General features: G+C 72.5%; 14 protein-coding genes. 1 reads left to right on the forward strand and 13 read right to left on the reverse strand.

Annotation, left to right across the window (positions count from 1 at the left end; all coding sequences use genetic code 11):
• Positions 1 to 126 precede the first annotated feature (126 nt).
• The 12 genes from IE124_RS22930 to IE124_RS22985 form a co-directional block, all read right to left on the reverse strand.
• Complete coding sequence (locus IE124_RS22930) at positions 127 to 2496, reverse strand: hypothetical protein (RefSeq protein ID WP_189509821.1); 2370 nt, start codon at positions 2494 to 2496, stop codon at positions 127 to 129.
• Positions 2493 to 3431, reverse strand: a complete 939-nt coding sequence (locus IE124_RS22935) for a hypothetical protein (RefSeq protein WP_189509822.1) — start codon at positions 3429 to 3431, stop codon at positions 2493 to 2495. Before IE124_RS22935 ends, IE124_RS22930 begins: the two co-directional genes overlap by 4 nt.
• A gap of 154 nt (positions 3432 to 3585) precedes the next feature.
• On the reverse strand, positions 3586 to 4272 hold the full coding sequence (locus IE124_RS22940; protein ID WP_189509823.1) for a Crp/Fnr family transcriptional regulator: 687 nt from the start codon (positions 4270 to 4272) through the stop codon (positions 3586 to 3588).
• A gap of 86 nt (positions 4273 to 4358) precedes the next feature.
• Positions 4359 to 5087 carry a helix-turn-helix transcriptional regulator gene (locus IE124_RS22945; protein WP_189509824.1) on the reverse strand — a complete coding sequence of 243 codons (729 nt, stop codon included), beginning with the start codon at positions 5085 to 5087 and terminating at the stop codon, positions 4359 to 4361.
• Positions 5088 to 5118: 31 nt separating this feature from the next.
• Entirely contained in the window at positions 5119 to 6831 is a 1713-nt protein-coding gene (locus IE124_RS22950) for an amidohydrolase (protein ID WP_189509825.1), read from the reverse strand.
• 136 nt (positions 6832 to 6967) lie between these two features.
• Positions 6968 to 8386, reverse strand: a complete 1419-nt coding sequence (gene pntB, locus IE124_RS22955) for a Re/Si-specific NAD(P)(+) transhydrogenase subunit beta (protein ID WP_189509826.1) — start codon at positions 8384 to 8386, stop codon at positions 6968 to 6970.
• A 1-nt stretch (position 8387) separates the two neighbouring features.
• On the reverse strand, positions 8388 to 9914 hold the full coding sequence (locus IE124_RS22960; protein WP_189509827.1) for a Re/Si-specific NAD(P)(+) transhydrogenase subunit alpha: 1527 nt from the start codon (positions 9912 to 9914) through the stop codon (positions 8388 to 8390).
• Positions 9915 to 10114: 200 nt separating this feature from the next.
• On the reverse strand, positions 10115 to 10555 hold the full coding sequence (locus IE124_RS22965; RefSeq protein ID WP_189509828.1) for a subtilase-type protease inhibitor: 441 nt from the start codon (positions 10553 to 10555) through the stop codon (positions 10115 to 10117).
• Positions 10556 to 10897: 342 nt separating this feature from the next.
• Positions 10898 to 12412: a DUF4246 domain-containing protein gene (locus tag IE124_RS22970; RefSeq protein WP_189509829.1), complete on the reverse strand. Its 1515-nt coding sequence runs from the start codon at positions 12410 to 12412 to the stop codon at positions 10898 to 10900.
• A gap of 120 nt (positions 12413 to 12532) precedes the next feature.
• A complete protein-coding gene (locus tag IE124_RS22975) occupies positions 12533 to 14674 on the reverse strand; it encodes a pentapeptide repeat-containing protein (RefSeq protein ID WP_229832739.1) in 2142 nt (713 codons plus the stop codon).
• Positions 14675 to 14719: 45 nt separating this feature from the next.
• On the reverse strand, positions 14720 to 16126 hold the full coding sequence (locus tag IE124_RS22980; protein WP_189509830.1) for a lipase/acyltransferase domain-containing protein: 1407 nt from the start codon (positions 16124 to 16126) through the stop codon (positions 14720 to 14722).
• A 41-nt stretch (positions 16127 to 16167) separates the two neighbouring features.
• Entirely contained in the window at positions 16168 to 20682 is a 4515-nt protein-coding gene (locus IE124_RS22985) for an ATP-binding protein (protein WP_229832740.1), read from the reverse strand.
• Between the two features lie 78 nt (positions 20683 to 20760).
• On the opposite strand from IE124_RS22985, the gene IE124_RS22990 reads away from it, so the two are divergent.
• On the forward strand, positions 20761 to 21753 hold the full coding sequence (locus IE124_RS22990; RefSeq protein WP_189509832.1) for a translation initiation factor 2: 993 nt from the start codon (positions 20761 to 20763) through the stop codon (positions 21751 to 21753).
• 167 nt (positions 21754 to 21920) lie between these two features.
• On the opposite strand, the gene IE124_RS22995 is transcribed toward IE124_RS22990, so the two are convergent.
• The gene (locus tag IE124_RS22995) at positions 21921 to 24452 is read right to left on the reverse strand and encodes a galactose oxidase family protein (protein WP_229832742.1); all 2532 of its coding nucleotides are present in this window, start codon (positions 24450 to 24452) and stop codon (positions 21921 to 21923) included.
• Between the last annotated feature and the right edge of the window lie 71 nt (positions 24453 to 24523).

Genomic DNA, 24523 nt, shown 5'->3' on the forward strand with positions numbered 1-24523 from the left:
GGGGATCCGACGCCCGGGAACCGCGCAGGGGATCCGACGCCCGGGAACCGCGCAGGGGATCCGACGCCCGGGAACCGCGCAGGGGATCCGACGCCCGGGAACCGCGCCGGTGATCCGCGCCGGGAACTACGCCGGGGACGTACGCCGGGCATGGGCGTCCGCGAGCGGCGGCGCCGACACCAGGACGAGTGCGCGCAGCCGGAGGGCGACGGAGGGCGCGGCCGATTCGCCCGCGCTCCGCAGGTTCTCCAGCAGGTAGACGAGCCGCTTGTGGTCCTCGGTGGAGACCGCGAGCAGGGGCAGCAGCTCGGCCAGCGCGGCCTCGGCCCCCCGGTCGTCCTCGGCGGCGCGGACCCATTGACGCAGGGTGTTGAGTCCGGAGGCCGAGCACACGGGGTCGTTGAGGACACCGCGCCACAGGGCGGCGAGGGCGTGCCGCAGGACTGCTCCGTCCGTGCCGGGTGTCGCGTCGGCCCGGGCGAACAGGTCGAGCAGCAGGGCGCGTCCCGTACCCACGGGTCCGTCGGTGGGTCCGCTGGCGTGAACCGTGGCACGCAGGACGAAGTCCCTCGTGGTTCCCCGGAGTTGGGGCGGCAGCGCGCTCCACAGGCGGGCGACGGAGTCCCAGTCGTCGCGCGCTGCCGCTTCCTGTCCCGCCGCGAGCAGCAGGGCCGCGGCCGACTGGGCGAGGTCGTCGCGTTCGTTCGACCAGCCGTTGGCGGGCCCGCCCCGGCCTTCCAGGCCCCGTACCGCCTCGGTGAGCGCGGCGAGCGCCTCCTCGGGGAAGGCGTCCCCGACCAGGGCGTAGCCGCGTACGGCCGTCCAGCGGAGCCGGTGGTCGGGGGCGACGCACCACTCCGCGAGGATCCTGGAGACGTGCGGGGCACCCAAGTGGTGGGCGAGGGCAAGGGCGTTGGCGGCCGCGAGGCGGGCACGCAGTCGGCGGTCCGCCGCCCAGGAGCGGATGAGGAGTGCCATCGCGGACGGCAGGTCGGCCTCGGCCATGACGGCGGCGGTGGCGGCGGCGCGGGTGCGGACGACGGGCCGGGGGTCGTCGGCGAGGCGGCGGAGCCAGGCGACGAGCGCGGGCCGGGCGGAGGGGTGGCCCGTCCAGACCTCGCGCAGCAGGGTGATCGCGGTGAGCCTGTCCCTGAACTGCACCTTCGTCTGGAGCACCGGGCCCCATTCGGTCTCCTCCGGCTCCTGGTAGCGGTCGGCGAGCGCCTGCTCGACGCGCTGGGCGCTGGAGGTGCCGAAGACGGGGATGCGGGCCGGCTCCCCGGGGTTCTCGATGCGCTGGAGGAGCGCGAAGAGGACGTCGCTCAGTTCGGCGGTGAGGGGGTAGGGCGCCTCGTCGAAGGTGGCGAGGGCGATGAGGAAGGCCTTGTCGTGCAGGCTGTGGTCCGCGCTGTCGAACCACTCCCTGACCTGGCGCTCGGCGGCGTAGTGGCCGAAGGCGCCGAGCTCGGCGAGGGACACGGTTCCCCGCGCGTGGCCGGCGACGCGTTCGGCGAAGCGGGCCGTGTCGGCGACGGGCCGGTGGTGGGCGAGGACGGCCCGTACCTCGGCGAGGGCGAGGAGTTCGTCGACGCTCCGCCCTGCCAGGTCCTTGTGCCGGAGGTGTCCGGCGAGCAGGGCCGCGGGCTCCGGCGGTTCCCAGGGGACCGGGCTCAGGCTGCCGTGGACGACCGGGTGGGGTCCGACGACCACGACGAGGTGGCTGTCGGAGGCGTGGAGCCGCTCGCTGAGGGCGCGGATGTGGTGCTCGCGCAGGGGGCGTTCGGCGGTGGTGACGAAGTCGGCGACGAGGTGTCCGCAGGCGTCGCGGAGCTCTCCGGCGAGCCGGCCCGGCGGGAGCGCCGGGTCGAGGGCCCGGTAGGAGCGGGAGCCGACGGCGCGGAGCAGCATGAGGGCGGCGGCGCGGCGGCCCGTGGTGGCGGGTCCCGAGAGGATGGCGACGCGGTGTTCGCGAAGTCCGGCGAGGGCGAGGGCGAAGGGGCTGCCGGGCTGCCACGGTCCGTGGGGTAAGCCCCCGTCTGCGCCCGAGTCGGCCGGGGCGGGCGGGCCGACCTCGCGGTCCGTCCCCGTCTCCCCCTCGCCCACGGGGTGGACGAAGTTCCGTGCGAGTGCCTCGACTTCGGAGCCGGGGATCTCCCCCGAGCGTTCCTCGGTGTCGCCGCCGAGGTGGTACTCGACCTTGCTGCCGCCGAGGATGACGTCTCCGGTGACCTGGCCGCCGCTCACGCCGTGCTGATCGCCTCCCACCAGCGAACCGCCGACGCGGGCGGAGCGGCCGAGCATGATGCCGGGGCTGTGCCGGTAGAGGTCGCGACGGGAGTCCCAGGCGTACTCCGTCTCGTTCTCGGCGTCCGCCGGGTCCTCGGTACCGGGGGCCGTGTCGCCGGTCCCCTCCGGGGTGCGCGCGTCCGCCTCGGCCGACTCGGGGTACGGCCCCTGACCGTCCGGGCCGCCCTGGTGCTCCTGGGGTGTGGTCACGACCGGCTCCCGTCGGTGGGGCCGTCCTCGGCGCGGGTGCCGCCGAGGACGACGTCACCGGTGACCTGGCCGCCGCTCACGCCGTGCTGGTCGCCGCCGACGAGGGAGCCGTGGATCACTGGCGCCCCGCCGTGGAAGTGGAAGACGGCCCCGGCCGACGGCTGCTGCGGAGCCGGAGCCGGAGCAGCGGCCGGAGTCGTCACGGGAGCGACTGCGGCGGGCTCGGCGGGCGCCGTGGCAGGCAGCCCGGCGGGCGCCGCGGCAGGGGGTCCCGCGGGAGCCGTGGCAGGGAGGTCCGCGGGAGCCTCCGCGCTCCGGGTCGTCCCGGCGGTCTCGGGGCCCCGGTCCGGTGCCGCGCCCTGGTGGATCCAGGCGGCCAGCACCCCGTCCTTCACGGTGACGTCCGCCCGCCGGAAGAGTTCCGGCCGTACTCCTCGGTGGCCGTGCCGCACCACGCCCTCGTAGACGGGTGCGCTCACCGCGAGGACGCAGTGCTCGTCCCCGCGCTCGGCGAGCGCGGACCGCAGGACGTCCGCGTCGAGCAGCCGGCAGGCCTGGTTGAGGTCGTGGCCGACGAGTCCACCGGTCGTCCCGGCGTGCGGGTCGTGGGCGACCTCGCCGGCGGCGAGGACGATCCTCATCCGCATCTGGGCGCTGTCCGAGGCCAACAGATTGTGCTCGTGCAGGAGTTCGGGGGTCGTGGTCAGCAGCGACCGCAGGATCGCGGTCTTCGCCACGTCCCCGCTGAGCAGGGCGATCAGGCCGTCGCCCCGGTCTTCGCGGTACTGCTGGTTGGCCTCGACGCCGGCGGCTTCGAGCGTCTGGTCCACGATCTTGTTGAAGGTGCGCCGCAGGACGGCCTGCACCACGTCGTCGCGACGACTGAACCGCTCGACGTCGATCAGCAGGATGGTCCGGTTGACAGGCTCGCGCATGGCCGCCTTCCGCTGGTTGCACGGCCCACGGGGGGCCTTCTGGACATCAAGAAGATGTCAGGGGAGGGGGGTTCGAGGCGACGGAACCTAGCACACTCGGAATGTGACCGTGTACACAGAACGGATCTCGCGGCGGCCGGTCCGACGGCTCCGGTCAGCCGCTCCCCGCACGCGCCATCTGCCGTAGGACGTCCGGTCGTACGACGACGATCCCGCGCCGTCCTGTCCGTACGATGCCCCGCTCCCGTAACTGCTTGAGCAGGCGCGCGACGGCCTCGCGCGAGGCCCCGACCGAGCCCGCGAGCTCGCTCTGGCTGAGCCCCGCGGTGAGCTGGACGCCGTCCTCCGACTCCTCGCCGTGGGTGCGGATCAGTTCGAGGAGGAGCAGGGCGAGCCGCTCCTGTACGGCGAGCGAGGCGAACTGCACGCGCCGCCGGTCGCTGTCGCGCGTGCGGTCGGCGGTCAGTGCCAGCAACTTCCGCGCGATGGAGGGCCGTTCGTCGAGGAGGGCGCCGAACCGATCGGCGTCGACGGCGAGCGCCTCGACGGGTTCGAGCGCGATGACGGTGGCACCGCGCGGCCGGCCGCTGAGGAGGGCCTGTTCGCCGACGATGTCGCCGGGCCCCCGGAGCGCGAGGAGTGCCTCGTATCCGTTGGGCGCGGCCGAGGTCACCTTGGCCCAGCCGGAGAGGATGACGAGGACATGGGTCGAGGGCTCGTGCTCGCGGAGCAGCACCTGCCGTGCGGGGAAGGCGAGGTGGCCGCCGCAGTGGAAGAGCGCGTGCCGGTCCTCGGTGTCCAGGCGGGCCACGAAGGGGACTTGGTCCTCGAACTGCGTCAACTGTCTCTCCCGGCTACCTCTTCGGGCCGCACACGGCCGGACGATCAGCCGGGAGGTTAGCGCATCCCCGCTCGGGGCGGAGCACGTCAGTACGAGGGTTCGATTCCCCAGGCGGCGGCTCGGGCGGCGGCGGCCGCCCGGTTGGGGAGATCCAGCTTGGCGAGGATGTGCTCGATGTGGGTACCCACGGTGCGCGGGGTGATGAAGAGACGGTCGGCGATCTCCCGGTTGGTGCGCCCCGCGGTCAGCTCGGCGAGCACCTGGAGCTCTCGCGGCGAGAGCCCGCCCGGCCGGGGACGCTCACGGGCGTCGACGGCGGCGGCGAGGGACTCGGTGAGCAGGGTGACCACGGCGCGCGCCGGATCGGGCGTGCGCCGTGGTCCGCGGGTGCTGACGTTGAGCATGCCGACGTACCGGCCGTCGGCGGCGAACAGGCACTGGGCCACGCCGTCCTCGATCCCGAGGGGGCTCAGCACCTCCTGGAAGCCCGGCGACGCGTCGAGAAGCTGCCGGGGCACGTCCCTGAGCCAGAGCCCGCCCCGGTCCGGGCCGCGGAGCACGGGGAACACGGGGTCACGGTGGAGGCGGGTCTCGATGTAGGCCGTGGCGTCGTCCGGGTAGCTCCCGGCCAGGGTGGCGTGGCACCGGCGCAGGGGGTCCCACCGGGCCAGGGAGGCGTGGTCGTACTCCATCACCTCGGACAGGGCCGCCAGGACCGTGTCGACGCCGGTCGCACCGCTGGTGGCGCTCCGGGCGGCCTCCCGGACGTGGACGGCCGCGTCCAGGATGTCCGCCGTGGTCCGTTCCGCTGCCATCCCACCAGCATGATCATCTGTCCGGAATACGTCAATCGCACAGGGTGTCGTGCACGACACGTCCGTCGACGACGGTGAGGACGACGGGCATCCTGGGGATGTCGTGCGGATCGGCGGTGAGCAGGTCCCCTTCGAGCACGCAGAGGTCGGCGGCCTTACCCGGCTCCAGGGAGCCCTTCCAGTCGTCGGCGAAGTCCTGCCAGGCCGCGTCGATCGTGTACGTACGGATCGCCTCCGCCAGTCCGATGCGCTGCTCGGGCCCGCTGACGCGGCCGGTGGCCTTCGACTCGCGCAGCATCATCGTGGCGACGCCCTGGCGCCAGTCCGGGTGGGTGACGGGAGCGTCGGAGCCGCTCGCGACGCGTACGCCGGCGTCGAGGGCGTCGCGGTAGGGCCACGCGTACGCGGCGCGTCCGGTGCCGACGAACTCCTCCTCCATGTCGGCGACGGTCCACTTGATGGTGGGGTTCATGTTGACGCCGAAGTCGTGCGCGGCGAGCACCTTCATGCTGTGGGCGGTGAGGAAGTCGCCGTGGATGGCGTAGTGGCGGGCGTCGGGCCTCGGGTGCTCGGCGACGGCGGCGGCGAAGGCCTCCACGACGGTGTCGCCGGCCCGGTCGCCGGTGACGTGGACGCCGAGCTGGTGTCCGGCGGCGTGGGCGTGCCGGATCATGGCGCCGATCTCGGCGATCCGTTCGTCGTCGGTCTCGCCGCCGACGCAGAGGGAGCCGCAGCCGCCGCCGACGTACGGCTCGTGCATCCAGGCCGTCTTGTTGGGGACGATGCCGTCGCCGAAGATCTTGACGCCGTGGATGGCGAGGCGGCGCGGATCGGCGTCGTGAGAGCTTTCGGAGGCCGTGAGGGCGTCGAGGCCGCTCGCGAACTCCTCCGCGGTGCTCGCCATGCCGGTGGGCAGGAGCAGGACGCCGACGCGGGCGGTCAGTTCGCCGTCGGCGAGCAGCCGGCGGTAGACGTCGAGGGTCTCCCCGCCGAGCGCGCCCCGCATGATGCCGTCGCCGCCGGGGCCGAGCCCGGGCTCGGTGTAGCTGGTCACGCCGAGCCGGGCGAGCGTGGCGAGGGTCGACCTGATCGCGTCGGTCCGCTCCTCGCGGCTGAGCGGCGGCAGGGCGTTCTGGACGAGGGCCTGGGCGCCCTCGTGGAGCAGCCCGGTCGGCTCCCCCGCCTCGTCCAGGACGATGGCCCCGCCGGGCGGCGCGACGGTGTCCCGGTCGATGCCGATGAGCTCCAGCGCCTTGGAGTTGACCCAGGTGGCGTGCCCGGAGAAGGAGTACAGGACGACGGGGTGGTCCGGGCTCACGGTGTCGAGGTCGTGGAGCGAGGGCTGCCGCGACGGGTCGGTGACGCACTCGTCGAGATAGCCGGTGTCCCAGCCGTGCCCGGTGATCCACTGCCCGCCCGGGGCCCGTCCGACGGCCTCGCGGACGACCTCGGCCACGTCCGCGAGGGAGGACACGGCGGGATGGGCGACATCGAGGGAGAGCGGCGGGCTCGCCATACCGAAGGCGCATCCGTGCAGGTGGGAGTCGTTGATCCCGGGAAGCAGCGTCGCCCCCCGCAGGTCGACGACGCGCGTGGCGGGCCCGATGAACGGCGCCATGTCGTCCCGCCCGCCGACGGCACCGATGATCCCGCCGGTCACCGCCAGGGCCGATGCGACGGAGAACTCCGCGTCGACCGTGACCACCCGTCCACCGACAAACACCAGATCCGCGTACGTGTCCACAGAAGGTCCTTTCACACCCGGGCGCGCTCCACGGCCGCCCGAAAACGATCTCCCGAGGACTATCGCCGCGACCCGGCGACCGGCACATCGGTCATCTCACCGATGTGCCGGCGTCGGACCCCCGGCGGGACCGGAGTCAGAGCGCTCCGACGATGTCCTCCACGCGGGCCTTCGCGTCGCCGAAGAGCATCGAGGTGTTCTCCTTGAAGAAGAGCGGGTTCTGCACGCCCGCGTAGCCGGAGGCCATCGAGCGCTTGAAGACGATGACCTTGCCCGCCTCCCAGACGGTGAGGACCGGCATGCCTGCCAGCGGACTCGACGGGTCCTCGGCCCCGGCCGGATTGACCGTGTCGTTGGCCCCGATCACGAGGACGACGTCCGTCTCGGAGAAGTCGTCGTTGATCTCGTCCATCTCCAGCACGATGTCGTACGGCACCTTGGCCTCGGCCAGGAGCACGTTCATGTGGCCGGGGAGGCGGCCGGCCACCGGGTGGATGCCGAACCGCACGTCGACGCCCTTCGCGCGCAGCTTCGAGGTGAGCTCCGCGACCGGGTACTGCGCCTGGGCGACAGCCATGCCGTAGCCGGGGGTGATGACCACGGAACGGGCGGACCCGAGCAGTTCGGCGGCGGTCGCGGCGGTGATCTCCGTGTGCTCGCCGTAGTCGACGTCCGAGGCCGACGGGGCCTCGATGCCGAAGCCGCCCGCGATCACGGAGATGAACGAGCGGTTCATCGCCTTGCACATGATGTAGGACAGGTAGGCACCGGAGGAGCCGACCAGCGCGCCGGTGATGATCAGCAGGTCGTTGCCGAGGAGGAAGCCCGAGGCCGCCGCGGCCCAGCCGGAGTAGCTGTTGAGCATGGAGACGACGACCGGCATGTCACCGCCGCCGATCGAGGCGACCAGGTGCCAGCCGAGCGCCAGCGCCAGGACGGTCACGGTGATCAGCAGCCACAGCTCCGGCGTGACCACGAACCAGGCGGTCAGGGCGACGAACAGGCCGAGCGAGCCGAGATTCAGGGCGTTCTTGCCCGGCAGCATCAGCGGCTTGGAGCTGATCTTCGCGGAGAGCTTCAGGTAGGCGACGATGGAACCGGTGAAGGTCACGGCGCCGATGAACAGGCCGATGAACACCTCCCCGTGGTGGATCCCGAGGGTGCCGAGGGCTTCCAGGGCCCGGGCCTCGTGGCCGTCCGGATGGTTCTCGACCTCCAGGAAGCCGTTCCAGCTGACGAGGACGGCGGCGAGGCCGACGAAGGAGTGCAGCAGCGCGATCAGTTCGGGCATGCCGGTCATCTCGACGCCGCGGGCCCGCTGGAGGCCGATCAGCGCGCCGGCCAGCATCGCGAGGCCCATCAGGCCCAGGCCGGCGGTGCTGACGTCGCCGTCGACGGCGAGCACGACCGTCGCGACGAGCGCGACGCCCATGCCCAGCATGCCGAAGGCGTTGCCGAGGCGCGCCGTCTCGTGCTTGGAGAGTCCTGCCAGCGCCAGGATGAACAGCAGCGCGGCAACGAGGTAGGCCGCCTGAGCGGCGATGGTCGCAGACATGTCAGCTCCGGTTGAACATCGCGAGCATGCGACGCGTCACCGCGAAGCCGCCGAAGACATTGATACTGGCCAGCAGGATCGCCACGGCCGACAGCACCGTCACCGCCGTGCTCCCGTGCCCGATCTGCAGGAGCGCGCCGACCACGATGATTCCCGAGATCGCGTTCGTCACCGACATCAGCGGCGTGTGCAGCGCGTGGTGCACATGACCGATCACGTAGTAGCCGATCACGATCGCGAGCACGAAGACCGTCACATGGGGCAGCAGCGCCGCCGGAGCGAACCCGGCGGCCAGGAACAGCGCCAGGGCGGCGACGGCCACCCCGCCGAACTTCTGCTTCGCCGTCATCGGCGGCTTCTTCGGGGCCGGCTCCCGCACGGCCGTCGCGGCGGCGGGGGCCGGTGCCGCCGAGACCTGGACCGGCGGGGGCGGCCAGGCCGACTCGCCCTTGCGGACGACGGTGATCGAGCGCTGCACCGGGTCATCCCAGTCGAGGACCAGCCGGGCGTCCTTGTCCGGTGTCATCAGCTTCAGCAGGTTCACCAGGTTGGTGCCGTAGAGCTGCGAGGCCTGCGCCGGCAGCCGCCCCGCCAGGTCGGTGTAGCCGATGATCGTCACGCCGTTCGCCGTGACGGTCTTCTCGCCCTTCACCGTGCCCACGACGTTGCCGCCGTTCGCGGCGGCCATGTCGACGACCACCGAGCCCGGCTTCATGCTCGCCACCATCTCCGCCGTGAGCAGCACCGGCGCGGGGCGGCCGGGGATCAGCGCGGTGGTGATGACGATGTCGGCCTCACGGCACTGCGCGGCGTACAGCTCCACCTCGCGCGCCTTGTAGTCGTCACCCATCTCCTTGGCGTAGCCGGTCTTCGAGACCTCCACCTCGGCGGACTCGATCGACAGGTACTCGCCGCCCAGCGACCGCACCTGGTCGGCGACCTCCGGCCGCGGGTCGGTGGCCCGCACGATCGCGCCGAGCGAGCCGGCGGCGCCGATCGCCGCGAGACCGGCGACGCCGGCGCCCGCGACGAGCACCCTCGCCGGGGGCACCTTGCCCGCCGCGGTCACCTGGCCGGTGAAGAACCGCCCGAACTCGTGCGCCGCCTCCACCACCGCCCGGTACCCCGCGATGTTCGCCATCGACGACAGGACGTCCATCGACTGGGCCCGGCTGATACGGGGCACGGCGTCCATCGACAGGGCGGTGAAGGGACGGCGGCCCAGCTCCTCGACCATCACGGGGTCGAACGCCGGCGCGAAGAGGGCGATCACCGTCGCCTCCGGCCGCACCCGGTCGAGCTGGGCCGGCGTCGGGGCGTTGACCCCGAGCACCACGTCCTCCGCCGCCGCGTCGCCGAGGGTGGCACCGGCTGCCTCGTAGGCGCTGTCGGTGAAGCCGGCGGCGACGCCCGCGCCGGGGTCGACGACCACGCCGTACCCCAGTTTGCGGATCTGTTCGATCGTGGCCGGCGTGGCCGCGACGCGGTTCTCACCTGCCCGCGCTTCCTTGAGGACTCCGACAATCACGAGCGTTCTCCGTTCGCTGCTGTTCAGACGAGAAGCGGGGGACTCATTCCACCGTGTTCATGAATTATTCCGCCTCGAACACGGACGTGGCTTGAGCGCACGATCCCCTGCCGAACAGGCAGCGACCACTCGCCCTCACGGAGAGGACACGATCACGGAGGCCGGTGGGCGTCGCCGGGGAGAACCCTTCCCGGATTCCGTCAGAACGCGAAGACCGCGCCCTCCGCCGTGCGGGCCCGCAGTTCGCACGGGTTGCCGTAGGTCGCCGACCAGCTCACGCGCCGGCCCTCCCAGACGCCGTCTCCGGTGACCGTGACCGGGTTCCACTCACGCGTACAGGGGCGGTCTTCCCGTAAGTCCGTCAGGCTCGCGAAGTCGCCGTCCGCGGAGGCCAGTTCCGCGCAGGCCGCTTCCGGGTCGGGGTGGGTGCCGGACGCGGTCGGGGCGCAGGACAGGGTGACCGCGCGGACGACGGTGCCGGACGACGGGCCTTCGCCCTCGCCGATGGTCATCACGAGCGCCGACGGAGCGTAGAGGCTCTCGGGCGCCGCCGAGGCGGTGCCGGTGAAGGCGGCGCCGACGAGAGCGAGACCGGTCGCGGTGGCGAACGCGGTGGCGCCGAGAGTACGGAAGTAGCGCACGGGGGTGTCCCTTCGCGGGTTACGGGGGTGATGCGAGCCGATCGGCTGCGCACCGGAGTCTTGTCGACGCGGAGGGTGATCGCACACGTGGTCGCAGGTTTCCGGCCGTGATCCCCGGCAGGCCCCTACCGACTGGTCGTTCGGCCAGTTGGGAGGTGGTCCCGCGGCACTCCACCCCGCCCCCCTGGGCGCGGACGCCGCGGGCGGTCCAAGCTCGAACGATCCGCTGACCTGCGCCGTCACGGAAAGACGTTCGAGATTGGACCGCCCGCACCCACTCGTGATCGTCCGGAACCCAAGGCCCCGGTACGGTCCTGCCGGACTCCGGCAGGACCGAGGGGGTCAGTGCTCGCAGAGGGAGAACTCCCGCTCGTAGAGCTGCTCGTTGTGTTCGTCGACGAAGAACTTGCGCTCCTGCATGAGCTGTTCGCGGTAGTCCTTGGCCTGCTCCCACGTCATGGTCGAGGTGTCGGACCACGGCTGCTGCGGGGGCACGTCGGACGTCGAGACGATCTTCTCCGAGGGGTCGACCAGGAAGAACGCGAGGATCTTGCGGTGCCCGGGGCGGGTGGGGTCCTCAAGGCGGAACGAGCCGACGCGGTGCTGCAGGACGTTCGGGAACGCGAGGCAGCGTCCCGCCGGCGTCGACGCCGAGCCCAGCACCTGGTTCAGCGCGTCCTCGTTCTCCAGGCCGTAGATCTCGCGCAGTCCGTTGTCGTCGTTCTGCTCGTAGTCCGGGTCGTCGAGCGCCGCACGGAAGCCCAGTCGGCTCTCGGTGATGTTCTCGCTGTCCCAGTAGTAGATGCCGGTCGAGACGATCCGCTCGTTCAGCATCCCCTCGACGTGCCAGGAACCGCCCGCGTACTCGGGGTCCTCCGGGGTGAGGTGGATCGTCGCGAGCTTCACGATGACCTGGAGACCACGGCCGCGCAGGTCGACCCGGGCGGATGCGTCGGGCGTCTCGGGCGGGGTGAAGTCCGGGGCGTCCGGGACGACCGGGCGGCGGGTGTCCCACCAGTCGTCCTGAGCCTCGCCCCAGAGATGAACGGCCTCCGCGAAGGCCCCTTCGTCGCTGTAGTCGGCCTTCACCGGATACTTCGGCTCCGAGTCGTACCACCCGTAAGGATCGGCCTCGATCCGCAGCGGCCGCGGATGGCGCAGATCGGTCAGCACGTTCTCCAGCAGCGGACGCATGCGCGCGAACAAGTCCGGCAGGACGGAGGCCAGTTCGTGATGCCGCTCGGGGTGGACGTTGTTGACGTACGAACGGAAGGCGACATCGCCCTCGTCGCTGACGTCGACGTCCGTCGGCAGCCACTGGAACTTCTCCGAGAACTCGTACTTCGAGTACTCGCTCGTCGGGTTCTGCCAAGCCCGATCGGGCGCAACGCTCGCCTCCCTCACCAGGCAGAACAGCGAGGGGTGCACCAGATCCAGCACCTGCCCGCCGGATCCCGGATGCCAGTCCCGTTCCGCTTCGGGGACCTCCTCCAGAACACGAACGGCCTCGCTCAGCCGGGAGTTGAGCTTGTCGTCGACGAGCGTGTCCGAGTGCCACACGCCGTCGACGGCGGACACCTCGATGCCGGTGCGTCCGTCACGCAGCGCGGCGTAGTGCGCGAGCTCGGCGAGCACGTAGCGGACCTGCGCTTCGGTGAGGCCCTGGGCGACCGCTTCCGCCGTCCACCTGGCGACGATCTCGGGATCGTGCATCTTCTCGAACCACCCCGGCTTCGCCCGGATGTGCGCGCTGCACTGGATCATCTGGAGTTCCCGCAGCGTTCGGGGTGTCGCGAACGTCAGAGCACGGGAACGGGCAGCGTGGAAGGGCAGCGGGAAAGCAGACAGGCCGGTCAATTCTCGGGATCCCTACAGTCGGTGTGCGGTGGCCGGAAGAATAGCCCAGCGCACTGACACCGCAGCCGTGCTCACCGCCCGCCTGCTCCATCCCTCGTCACCCCCCGCACACCTCCGTCGCTATCGCTTCACACGGCTGCGGACCGCGAGCACCGTGAGGCCGATCAGAGCGGGTTCGAGGATGCGGGAACCCATCTCGATGTACGTTCCGGCCGTGGTCAGGTCCTGGCCGGAGGACCGGAAGACGACGGAGTTGATGACCACCCTCAGGGCCTTCTCGAACCGTTCGTCCGACAGGCGCCGGCTGTACGGACCTTCCGGGTTGACCGGCTCCGCCTTGTCCGTGGTCAGGGTGAAACCGGTGCCGGTGACCTGCCCGGTGCTCCGCGGCCGGGGATCGTCCTTCGGTACGCCCCACACCATCATCGCCAGCACGGTCGCGGTCATGGCGAGGAGCAGCCAGCCGACGGCGCGCGTCGCCCGCAGTCCGTACCCGGAGGCCGCCCAGTACAGCAACAGGAGGGCCCGTTCGCCCCGGGGCGAACGGCGGTCGTGGCGCCGCATCTCCATCTCGCCGTAGTAGAAGTCGGCCGCTCCCGGCTCGTTCCTGCCGTCTTCGAGCGCCTTCCGCAGCCGGCGGTAGACCGGAGCCAGGGCCGCGGGTTCCCGTACATCGGTGCCCGTGGGGGCCGAGTTCCAGCCGCCCGCGTGCCGCCCGGCGGCACGCCAGTGGTGTTCCTCGATCAGGGTCCTTCGGCGGGTCCAGCGGACGGGCGGCCATCGGCGGAGACGTATCCCCGCGGGGACTTCGGGCAGGGGGCAGTGCCCTTCCAGTCTCAGCTGGTCGAGGTGCACGGTCTCCACGAAGAGGCAGTCGGTCAGGTCGACGTCCGCGAGCAGCAGGTGGGCGGCGTCGGTGCCCCGGAGGGAGGTGACGCGTACCCGCGGGGCGGTGAGACCGGTCTCGTCCGGCTGTGTGCCGTCGTCCGTGACGAACGGCCGGGAGCGTCCCGCGACGCTCACCGGGAACTCCAGGACGGCGTCCTCGAAGTCCACGTCGGCGTGGCGGAGCCGCAGCGCAGCCGTCGATGCCCACCGTGTCCGCCGGCAGCGCAGGCGCTTCGCCGCCGCCTCTATCGTCACCGCGGACTGGAACGTGGCCTCGGAGAGGTCGAGCAGTCCCGCGAAGACCAGAGGGCCCAGCCGAGCCGTGCGCAGGAAGGTCGCCTTCCGGAAGTCGACGTCACCCTGGATGTCCGTTCGGTGGAACTCCGTGTCTCCCCCGATCGTCACTTCGCGGAACCCCGCGCCGCGCTCGAAGCGCGCGTCGCCGAAGGAGACGTCCTGCCCCATCGTGGCCCCGCCGAAGTCGGCGGGCCGCAGGAACACCGCCCCGTCGAACCACGCCTTCCCGGCGATGCCCGCCCTGGCGAACGAGACCTCGTCGTCGAACTCCGCCCCGTCGAACCAGGCTTCGCCCGCGATGGCCACCCCGGTGAAACCGGCCAGTTCCCGGAATCCGACGCCGGTGAACTCGGCGTTCCCGCCGGTGGTCAGCCCGTCGAAGACGGCGCGGCCGCCGACCTCCTCGACCTGGAACCGCAGGGCGGCACCGACGGTGGCCCGACGGAACCAGACCCCGGCACGCAGGTCCGAACCGTCGAACCAGGCGTCTTCCGCGACCACCATCTCCCCGAAGCGGGCGTCCGCCCCGAAGCAGGTCGCACGGAAGCGGACGCCTCCGTCGAAGCGCGCTCTCCCGAAGGACGCCACGCCGGTGAAGTCGACCTCGTCGAACAGCACGTCTCCACCGAACTGCGCCTCGTCGAACTCGGCCCGCCCCACGAGGTGCCGGCCGGTCACCGGGTCCCGCAGGGCGGCGAGAACGTCGTCCAGGAGGCTCTGGGTGAAGGGCGTGCCCCGGTGGTCCAGGTCCGCGCCGGGGGACAGCGCGGCGAGGTGCGCGGCGCGCTGGGCGGCGTCGACGTGCGCCAGGCACGCCGTATGGGGCCCGGTCCTGCGGCCGCGGCACCGGCCCGTGGCGCCGTGGTGGTCGCACTGCGGCCAGTCGGGTCCGTCGGTCGCCGGGTCGATCGACAGCGTGGTGTCCGACCGCAGGGAAGTCGGTGCCGTGGCGCTCGGGGGCGTGGCGTTCGGCGGTGGGGCGCTCGGGGGCGTGGCGCTCGGTGACATGGCGCTCGTGGCGCTCGGTGGCGTGGCGTTCGGCGGTGTGGTGATGTCGGGGCTCCTTCGACTACGCACCGGGTCGGCGTGGACGTACCGGACCGGTGGTGGCGCGGTGGGGACTCAGCGGGCGAAGAGGATCACGACCCTGCGGTCCGCCCGGCTCGGACCGTCGGCCATCGCCTGCACCACCCACTTCCCAGGGCCGGCCTCCAGCTCCGCCCGGAAGAGGTCCGGCCCGGTCGCGGTGAAGACGACCGGCTGCTTTCCCTGCCGCCCGACACGCCATATCTCGGCGCGCACGTTCCGCTCCCGGAGGCCGGTTCCCACGACGGAGACCTTGAACGGTTCTCCGGCGACCGCCGTGTCGGGGGCGAAGAGGGAGATCTGCTCGTCTCCCGCGAGCATGCCGCCCGGCGGATCGCCCTTCCGGACGGCGGTGAGGATCTCTCCCACAGCGGCGGCACTCGCCATGTCGGCGTGCCGGCACTCGATCCAGCGCATCGCCGCCTCGTCCTGGAGGGCCCAGTCCGCGAAGGCCGCATCGCCGGGTACGGTCCCGTCGCCGGGCGCGAGGAGGCTTTCGTCCGGCCGGGTCACCACCTGGGAGCCATCGGCGGAGAGTTGAACGGTCCGAACGGTGGGGAACGCCTGGCTGCCGACGACGTGGACCTGGTACGGGAGACGGCCGTCGGTGTCGGTGTGGCGATGAGCCTCGCGCGCCTCCCGGAAGTGCCGGTCCAGGGACAGCGCGTCCTCGACCAGGGCGGTGGGCAGGCCGGGAACGGGATACCGGCGGTCGTCGACGGTGCGGGCCCGGCTCTTCCCCTCGACGCGCACCGCTTCGTAGACCGGTAAGAGCTGGGCCACCGACGGCAGGGTGAGGGCGAGGTCGCGCAAGGCCTCGTTCAGCGGTCCCGCAGCCCCGCCCGGAGCCTCGTCGTCCCCGACCGCGTGGCCGGTCAGGAGGCGGACGGCCTTCGCCAGACCCCGCTGAGGCGTCCCCAGCGTGACGAGCGCGCGGGCCGTCTCCCGCCCGCCCAGGCACTCCAGGTAGTAGCGCCCGATCAGCCCTCCCGTGGAGTGACAGACGAGCAGGACCTTCGGGTCGTCCGGGCGGTCCGGGTAGTACCGGTCGACCTGCTCGCACCAGCGGGCGAGTTCGCGCTGGACCCGCGCCCTCAGCAGGGCGGCGACGAGGCGGTGGGACAGGCGCCAGTCGTACGGGAAGGGGACGTACTGGCCCTCGACGGGATCGCCGAGCGCCGCACGCAGATCCGGGTATCCCATGCAGGAGAGGAACCCGGGCATCGAGTCCGGCACCGTGAGCAGCTCATCCGCCGCCAGCCGGAACCGCTCCTCCGGCAGCGCGTCGCCGAGGCCGGCGGGGAGGGCCAGCCCGGCCAGGGCCTGTGCGGACGTCCCGGGACCGAGCAGGGCCTCGCCTCCCTCACCCCAGACGTCCCTGCCGTCCCTCCGCAGCCGGGTGCCGAGGAATCCCGGTACGAAAACCACGAGGTCGTGCTCCAACGTGTCCTCCTCGGTCCTGTGTGCGGTACGGGTGTGCTGGTCTAGCCAAGGCCGGGCAGCCGGATCAGATCGCAGCGGTCCCTGCCCTGGAGCGCGACGACCAGACCCGTGGCGTCCAGGGCGGCGTCCACCGCGTGCACGGTGTATCCCCGCCACGGGACGGTCTGTTCGTGCAGCCACCTCCGGGCCGTCACATCCCAGACCCGCGCCGTCCGTTCGTCGCACACCAGCAGTACGGGGCGCTCCGGAGGCCCGGCGAAGGCCAGCGCCGTCACCTTGGACACCTCGCCCGGCAGCCGCAGCGGGGCCAGCCCGAATCCGGCCGAGCAGTCCTTCACGTAGACACCACCGTCCGCCCAAGCCAGTACGGGGAACGACTCCTCGTCCTCGGGGTCGTACCGCTCCCCCAGCGTCAGATGGGCGTCGCGCATGGACGTGAGGGGGTGCTCCGTCACACGGCGCTCGTCGCCGTGCTTCCACAGCCGCAGTCCGTCGCTGAGGTCGGTGGCCAGCCAGTACGTCCCGTCCCGCATCACCCTGGCGTCGACGCCGCAGCACTGCAGTCCCACCCACGCCGGTTTCGCGTCGCTCCAGCCGCCGGACCCGTCGGCCGGCATCTGCGCGTGGACGACGCTCCCCCCGTCCGGGACACAGAGCCGCAGCCGCGCCGACAGGGGGTCGGCCACGAGCCCGAGGGACGGCACCTGCTCCCCGGCGTCCCCTCCGAGCCGGAGGTCGTGCCGGGCCTCGACGGACCGGCCGTCCTCGGACAGCCGCCACATCCGCACGCTCCGCTCCGCGGCGGCGACGACCGCCCACCCGCCCTCCGTGTGCACCGCCGCCACCGCCGTCACGAGCTTCTGGTGCGTGAGCGTGGTGACGGGGGCGGCGGCCGGAGCGCCCGGGACCGGGCGGGACACCAGGACGCGGTCGCCCCAGGTACGGCACAGGAGCGGAGGCCCGTGCGGTGCCTCGGCCAGCACGACCGCCGGTCTCTGGTTGCTCGGGCGCCGCCGGGTCCCGTGTCCGGTCTCCAGTGCCGAGGCCACGTCGAGCATGCGGATGTCGGGGCCGTCGGCGACGGCGAGCAGCCCCCGGCCGTGAGGTTCGAAGGCCATGGCCCCGTCCCGGGGCGCGTCCAGCTGGAAGGCGGCTTCCCGCCGCGTCCCGCCGACGGCCCAGACGCGGACGGTGACCTCCTCGTAGCCGGCGATGAGGAGGTCGTCGTCATGCCGCCCGAAAGCGAGCCCCCGGGCGGGGGATTCGAGCTCCTGGACGAGCCGTACCGCGGGCGGTGCGAGGGGCGCCGCCGGGTCCGTCTCGCAGCACCACACCCGGATGCGCCGTCCGTCGGCGACCGCGATCCAGCCTCGCCGCGCCTCGCCGTGTGTCCGTTCCGCCGACGGGCCGCGTCCTGCTCGCGAGGGCACGGGCTCGGCGAACGCCGTGGCGGCCCGGGCGGGCGCGTCGAGTGCGCCGAGATCCGTCGGAGTCCGCAGCAGCCTTTCGGTCCCCGTGCCGGCCGGCTGGACCTCGAACAGCTCGGCGCCGCCACCGGCGGCCAGGACGAACAGGCGGGAGCCGATGGACAGGGCGGCGAGCCGGTCGACGTGCAGGTGGCGGATGTCCGTCAGCGGACTGCCGTGCCGGGGCAGATCGCTCTTCCAGGACCACATCCACATCCGCCGCCCGTCCGCGGCCAGGACGACGGTCTCCGATGCCCGTTCGGCCGCGGCCAGGGCTCCCACCGCGCCGCCCCAGCGATAGACGTGGTCGGGCAGCCGCGATCCGGAGCTCCAGAAGTAGACGGCGCCCGCGTCCCGGGCGACGGTCGTCCGGTGCGGCCCCGTCCCCACCTCCCGGGCCTCGGTCAGGGCGCTCTCCCGCGCGCCCGACGGCCCCCGGGCCCGACGGGTCATCAGCCGGGCGCCCGTCTCGGGATGCAGGACCAGGAGCTCCCCGCGTCCGCCCGCGGTCAGCGTGTCGCCGAGCATGGGATCGGCCGCCCCCGTGCGGGCGCGCCAGCTCAGCGCCATGGCCCCTCCCTGGGGGGCGGCGCGCCGCCATTCCACCGGCTCGGGACTGCGGTCCGTCCAGTACTCCTGCCAGGGAAGGAAGCCGTCCGTCCTCACCAGCGGCCGGTAGGCCCCGTCCCGATGGCTGACGAAGGCGGTGGCCCTCAGGAGTGCCTTGCGAGCCAGCAGGGCGTCCGGGGAGGGCGGGAACGACGCCGAGCCGAAGGAGCCGGCGACGCGCCCGTACAGGGCGGCCTCGTCGCAGTCACGGGCGAGGGCGGCCGCGAACGGCAGCATCACGTCCGGATCGGTCCGCAGCAGGAAGTCCACGTCCTCGAAGAGGCCGTACAGCTCCTCCGGCCCCGCCTGCGCGGCATGGGAGCCCAGATAGGCGGCGGTGTACGGGTCCGCGTCGCTCCAGTCCCCCGCGACCTGGACGCGCAGTGCCTCCAGGACCTTCCGGTGGGCTTCCTTGGTACTGAGCCCGGCGCCGGTCAGGAAGAACTCACCGTAGCTGGGGTGGGCCAGCTGGTGGATCGTGTACGCCCTGCTGTCGCCGTGCCGAGCCGTCTGTACGGTGACGATGCCGCCGCCGGCTCTCCCGCACACCTCCCGCAGGTCGCCGAGGGTGAGCTCCGAAGTACGGGCGTCCCGAAGGGCGTTGGCCATGGCCAGCCAGGTCCGTCCCGGTGGCAGGCCCGGTCCCTGGAGCACGGCCAGGGCACGGAGGACTTCGTGCGCGCGGCCCGCGCCCCGCTGCCCCTGGAGGTGGCGCACCTCCTCGGCGAGACGCTCGTGCAGGTCCATGCCGCCGGACCTCATCCAGGACGCCAGTTCCTGCTCGGTGACGGCCCGGGACCGGCGGGCGAGTTCCGCCGCGGCCAGCCGTGCCACCAGGAACGAGCCGTGACTGCCCGCGGCGATGAGCCGGGCGGTCGTGTCGCGGCTGTCGGTCCTGTCCCGCCCCTCGTAGGGGGAGCCGGCCGTGTCGAGCACCGACAGGGCCATGTCGGTGATGCTCCGGCGTGCCTCCTCGTCGTCCCCGAGGACCACGGGTCCGACGCTCTGGTCCAGCGTGTCCAGCAGCGACTCCTCGTCGGTGGGCGCGGTGGTACGTCTCCTGGGCTGCGCGCGCGTGCCCACGACGACGCGGACGCCCGAGAGGCCGGCCAGCGGGTTGAGCAGGTGCCGGGCGATCTCGTGAGCCTGGTCGGGAAGCGCCTCGTCGAGCGCGTCGAAGAGCAGGTTCAAGGAGCCGGCCCTGGTCACCAGGGTGTCGACGGCGCGACAGCACTGCTCCGGGGTGACCGGCCCCTCCGACCGTGGTGGCGCCTCCATCTCCTCGAAGTGCGAGAGCACCTGCCACAGCGCCGTGGTCAGCGAGTGGACCGAGCGGCCCCGGCAGCTCAGGGCGGCGTGCACCGTGCCCGTCCTCGGCAGTGTCGCGGGGTCGGTCTCCGCCCCGAGGACCTCCCGCCGTTCGGACGTCGAGGTCAGGGCGATGCGCCCGAGCAGGGCGGTCTTCCCCGTCCCCGCCAGGCCCGTCACGGCGAGCAGCCCCTGCGGGTGGGTGTCCATCCACCGGACGATCCGCGCCAGGGCCCGCTGTCTGCCGGCGAAATGGCGGCGCAGATGCCCGTCCTCCCCGAGGCCGAACTGTTCGGTCTCGTCCCAGGGCTTGCGTCCCACGAGCGTCGCGGGGGTGTAGATGCGGCGCTCGCCGTCCCGGAAGTGCGGGTTGAGGAGGAAGCTGTTGGGGAGCGAGCGGACCTCGGTGAAACCCGGGCGCTGCGAGGGCTCGTCGAGACCGGAGGCCGCCGCCTCGGCGTCCACCGCGTCCCGCAGGTACGGCAGGGGCAGATAGAGGGCCGAGGGTTCGAAGGGGCGGGCGTGGTCCGGTGCGACGAACTCCGGTTTGACCAGGGCCTCCTTCAGCCACCTCACCCAGCGGCCTTCGGCGACCTGCGCGTCGAACCCCGAGGTGCCGATGACGGCGAAGCCGGCCCCCCGGTGCTGTCGCGCCCAGCTCACACTCCGCTGCTCCAGGCCCAGCGCGTGACGGAGGGCGGCGGTGAGGTGGTCGTGGGAGGAGCAGGCGTCGATGACCAGCAGGGTGTCGGTCTCGCAGTCGGGGCGCAGCAGACGGTCCACCAGATCGGTCAGGCGCAGGGCCCGTTCGGGGTCGAAGCGGCCTGACTCCCAGCTGTCGGCGCAGGCGAGGAAGTATCCCTCGGGCCCTCGATGGACGCCGTGGCCCGTCCAGTAGAGGATCTTGCGCTCGGCGTCGTGGGCGAGGAAGTCCGCCAGCCCGTCCCAGAGTTTCCGGCGGGTGGCTCCTCCCCGGTCGATGGCCAGGTGGTCCCCGAAGCCCAGTTGCTCACGGGCGATCCCGGCGAACTCGTCGCGGACGTCCGCCAGGTACGGCCGCCTCCGCTCCTGCCGCATGCCGTCGTCGGGATGCGTGTATTCGGACACCGCGACGGTGCCGACCAACGACGCGGAGCGGCGCGCGGACTTGACCGACGACAGGTGGGTTCCCACATCACTCCGTATCATGAAGGTGTCTGCGGCAATGGCTCTGGCCTGTGCCAACGGAGCTTACTTGAGGGGAAGTTGACGATGAACAGGGACAGGTTCACCGTGGTCTCCCGGGAGACCGGCTGTCACATCTACGAGGGTGACGGCACCCGTCCCATCCTGGAGGAGAACGTCCGCGTCAAGTACCGGCCGCAGCGCGTGGAGTTCCCCGTGGAGATCGGCGACTGGCGGCACACCATCGAGGCGGAGGAACTGCGCAAGGCGGCCCGCGGACTGCCGCACCGCTGGAACAACGACCGCTTCGCCGTGGAGCGGGTGGTCGTGACGCGGACCCATCTGGAGGAGGTGTCCGTGGTCTCCCTCTCCCTGCAGGACGCCGACTACTACGACTTCCTCACCACCTCGCTCAATCTCGGACGCCGGCAGGAGAACGGCCGGACCCTGCGCGAGCAGTACCTGGAGAGCCAGGATCCGGTCCACGCGCCGGCCTGGATGAACTGCAGCTTCGGGGTCAACGTGGCGGTGGAGACCGGCAAGGACGGGAAGATGCTCTTCTCCCGGCGCAGCAGCCACGTCGCCGGGCCGAACAGTTCGCGGTGGAACTCGTCAGCCAACGAAGGCCTGGCCCGTAGGCACGACCTCCCCGAGGACGCCCGTCCGATCAGCCTGCACGCCGTGGCCCGGCGGGCCCTGCACGAGGAGCTGGCCGTCCACGCCACCGACTCGCTCGACCTCGAACTCCTCGGCTTCGGCCTGGATCTGGACAACCACCAGTGGGCGGCCTTCTTCCGCGCGGTGCTGCCCGACCTCGACGAGGAGACCCTGCGGCTCCGCTGGACCCGGGGCGTCGCGGACAAGTGGGAGCACGACCGCTTCGAGTTCGTCCCCGCCGACCCGGCCTCCGTACTCGGCTTCATCGCCGACCAGCCGGAGGACCGCTGGTCCCCCTGCGCACCGGCTCTCTTCTACCTCGCCCTGGTACGCGGCGCCGTACGCCGCGAGGGCGGCGACCCGGCCGCCCGCTTCCTGGTCGAGAGGGCCGAGCAGGAGGTCATCGCGGCCCGGAACCTGTGAGCGGTCTCCCGGACTGACGGCCCGGATCTCACGCCCTGGCGAGACGCCCGGCCGCAGTTCGCGGCTCCTGCTCTCGGCTGCGGCGCCCGGCTCCTGTGCCTGGTTGCGGCGCCCGGCCCCGGCTCGTGCATCCGGGCGGGGGCAGGACGCCGCTGTCTGTCGTGCCGTCAGGAGACGGTGACGAAACGGGCGGTGCTCGGCACGCCCCGGGCGTCCAGGGCGAAGAGCATGTAAGTGCCCGGCAGGACCACGCCCTTGTCGGCCGGGATCGACACCGTGTACGTGCCGGTGCCCGTGGCCGTGGCGGTCAGGGGGACCCGCCGCTGGTCGTTGTCCGTGGAGTGGGTCGCGGCCGCGGCCCGCATCAGGACGAAGGAGGCCACCGGCCCCTCGGTGCCGACGGTGAGCGAGCTGCCGGCGGCGGCCCGTGGCGGCACGCCGCCGGTGATGACGGGCCGCGGCTTGGGCGAGCCGTCCGCGTTGAGCAGGTACGGAGGCGTGAAGACGGCCCCGTCGGCGTGGTTGGTGGCGCAGTCACCGCACAGGCCGCCGCCGCCGGAGAAGATCCGCCCGTCGGGCAGCAGGTTCGCCACGCTGTGGTAGTTGCGCGGGATGGCCATGGTGGCGAGCGGGGTGAAGCGTCCGGTCGCCGGGTCCCACAGCTCGGGGGTCAGCACGGACGTGGCGTCGCTGAACGGCACGGGGTACGACTGCCCGCCGAACACCGCGACCTTGCCGTCGGGCATGACCACGCTGTTGCCGAAGGCGCGGGCGTTGCCCATGTCACCCGTGCGCGCGGACCGGACCTGGTCGCCGTCGATGCTCACGGTGTAAGCGCGCCGGGTCGCGGGCGACTTCTCGTACGCGGGCGAGCCGCCCAGGGTGAGCAGCTTGCCGATGTCGTAGGCGACGGCGTTGCCGGTCATGGCGTCCTGGCTGTCGGCCCGGGTGCCGGCGGGGACGATGCTCCCGTTCCCGCTGGTCGTGATCCAGTTCATCTGCCTGCTCGGGCCGAGCTGGAGCACCCTGCCGGCCGAGGTGGCGTAGAGCCACATGTGGTTGTCGGCGCGGTAGGCGCCGGCCGGGTCGGCCGTCAGCGCCGGGGCGGCGGGGACTCCGGGGAGCTTGCGCCAGGTGCGGGTGGCCGGGGACCAGACCTCGCCGGCCTTGTCGCCCGTGGCTCCGCTCCAGGATCCACCGAGGACGAAGGCCTCGCCGGTGGAGAGCAGGGTCATGGACTGGTAGCCGCGGGCGATGTTCATGTCGGTGGTCGCGGACCAGGCATCGGTGGCCGGGTCGTAGATGCTCGCCTTCTGCGCGTTGCTGCCGCCGGTGACCAGGACCCGGCCGTCGGCGAGCATCGCTATGCCGGGGCAGAACATGTCGTGGCGGGTGCCGTCGATGCGGCGCTGGGTGACCCTGCCCGTCTTCAGGTCCAGGATCGCGGTCTGGGTGTAGCCGTTGCTGCCGCCGAAGCGATCGACCGCGTACGCCGACCAGGCCAGGAGTTTGTCGCCCGGCAGGACGGCGGTGGCCACCGGGACCAGGGGGAAGCCGGTGATCCGGCTCCAGGAGCCGTGGGTGCCCGGGGTGGCGGGTCCGCTCAGGCGGATCTCGGCGGCGGAGGTCCAGGGCCCGCGGTCGCCGGCCTCCCTGGTCACCGTGAGGCGTACGTAGCGGGCCTTGGCGGGGCGGGTGAAGGTCGCGGTCTTGACGGTGTCGTCATCGCGCCAGGTGCCCGTGGCGACCGGTGTGCCGAAGGTGGTCCCGTCGGCGCTGGTGGCGATGGTGTACGCGCCTGCGCGCCCGTTGACGCCGTCCCTCCGGGGCTGGTAGACGAGCGCCGAGACCGCCGCCATGCGGTGCATGTCCACGGTGATGCTGTGCGGCAGCGGAGCCGGGGTGCCGGACCACCTGCTGTGCCACATGGTGGCGGGGTCGCCGTCGAGGGCGTTGGCCGCGCGGCCGTTCTCACCGACGGTCTCCTCGTCGCTCGCCGTGGCCGTCCATCCGGTCCGGGGCAGGTCGACGGTGGCCGCCGGGGTTCCGGGGTCGCCGAGGAGGTCGAGCTCCGCGGCAGAGGTCCACGGGCCGCGGTTGCCCGCCTCGGTGACGGCGGTCAGCCGGACGAACCGCGCGCCCTGCGGGGCGAATCCGAGGGTCTTGGCGCTGCCGTCGTCGGCGAGGGTGCCGGTGGCCACCGGACTGCCCCAGTTCGTGCCGTCGGCGCTCACGCTGATCCTGTACTCGCCGACGCGCCCGTTGGCCCCGGCGGCGCGGGGCTTGTAGACGAGCGCCGAGACCACCGCCGTGCGGTGCATGTCCACGGTGATGCTGTGCGGCAGCGGAGCCGGGGTCCCGGACCACCTGCTGTGCCACATGGTGGCCGTGTCGCCGTCGAGGACGTTGGCCGCGCGGCCGTTCTCACCGACGGTCTCCTCGTCGCTCGCCGTGGCCGTCCATCCGGTGCGATCGAGCACCGGAGCCGTCGGCTCCATGGCGTTCGCCGGGGCCACGCCGTGGTGCGGCGACGACTTCGCCGTCTGCTGACCGAAGGCCGGCGGAGGCGTCGGGCCGCGGCCGCCCGGCTGCCCCGGGCTCGCCACTCCGAGCCAGGGGGTGAGCCCGACGAGCAGCGAACCGAGGGCGAAGGCGACGAGCAGGGGGAAGCGCCGGGCGCGGATGCGTCTGGGCAGCAATCGGACCTCCTGGGCGAAACCGTGAACGGCTACGGGCCCCTAGAACGTAGGTCAGATCGCAGCAACCCAAG

Origin of the sequence: Streptomyces narbonensis (assembly GCF_014649015.1) — a bacterium.
Lineage (GTDB): Bacteria > Actinomycetota > Actinomycetes > Streptomycetales > Streptomycetaceae > Streptomyces > Streptomyces narbonensis.

Excerpts from the sequence above, each read along its gene's own strand:
- IE124_RS22935 (WP_189509822.1), bottom strand. The coding sequence starts at position 3,431 with ATGCGCGAGCCTGTCAACCGGACCATCCTGCTGATCGACGTCGAGCGG.
- IE124_RS22945 (WP_189509824.1), bottom strand. The coding sequence starts at position 5,087 with ATGGCAGCGGAACGGACCACGGCGGACATCCTGGACGCGGCCGTCCAC.
- pntB (WP_189509826.1), bottom strand. The coding sequence starts at position 8,386 with ATGTCTGCGACCATCGCCGCTCAGGCGGCCTACCTCGTTGCCGCGCTG.
- IE124_RS22990 (WP_189509832.1), top strand. The coding sequence starts at position 20,761 with ATGAACAGGGACAGGTTCACCGTGGTCTCCCGGGAGACCGGCTGTCAC.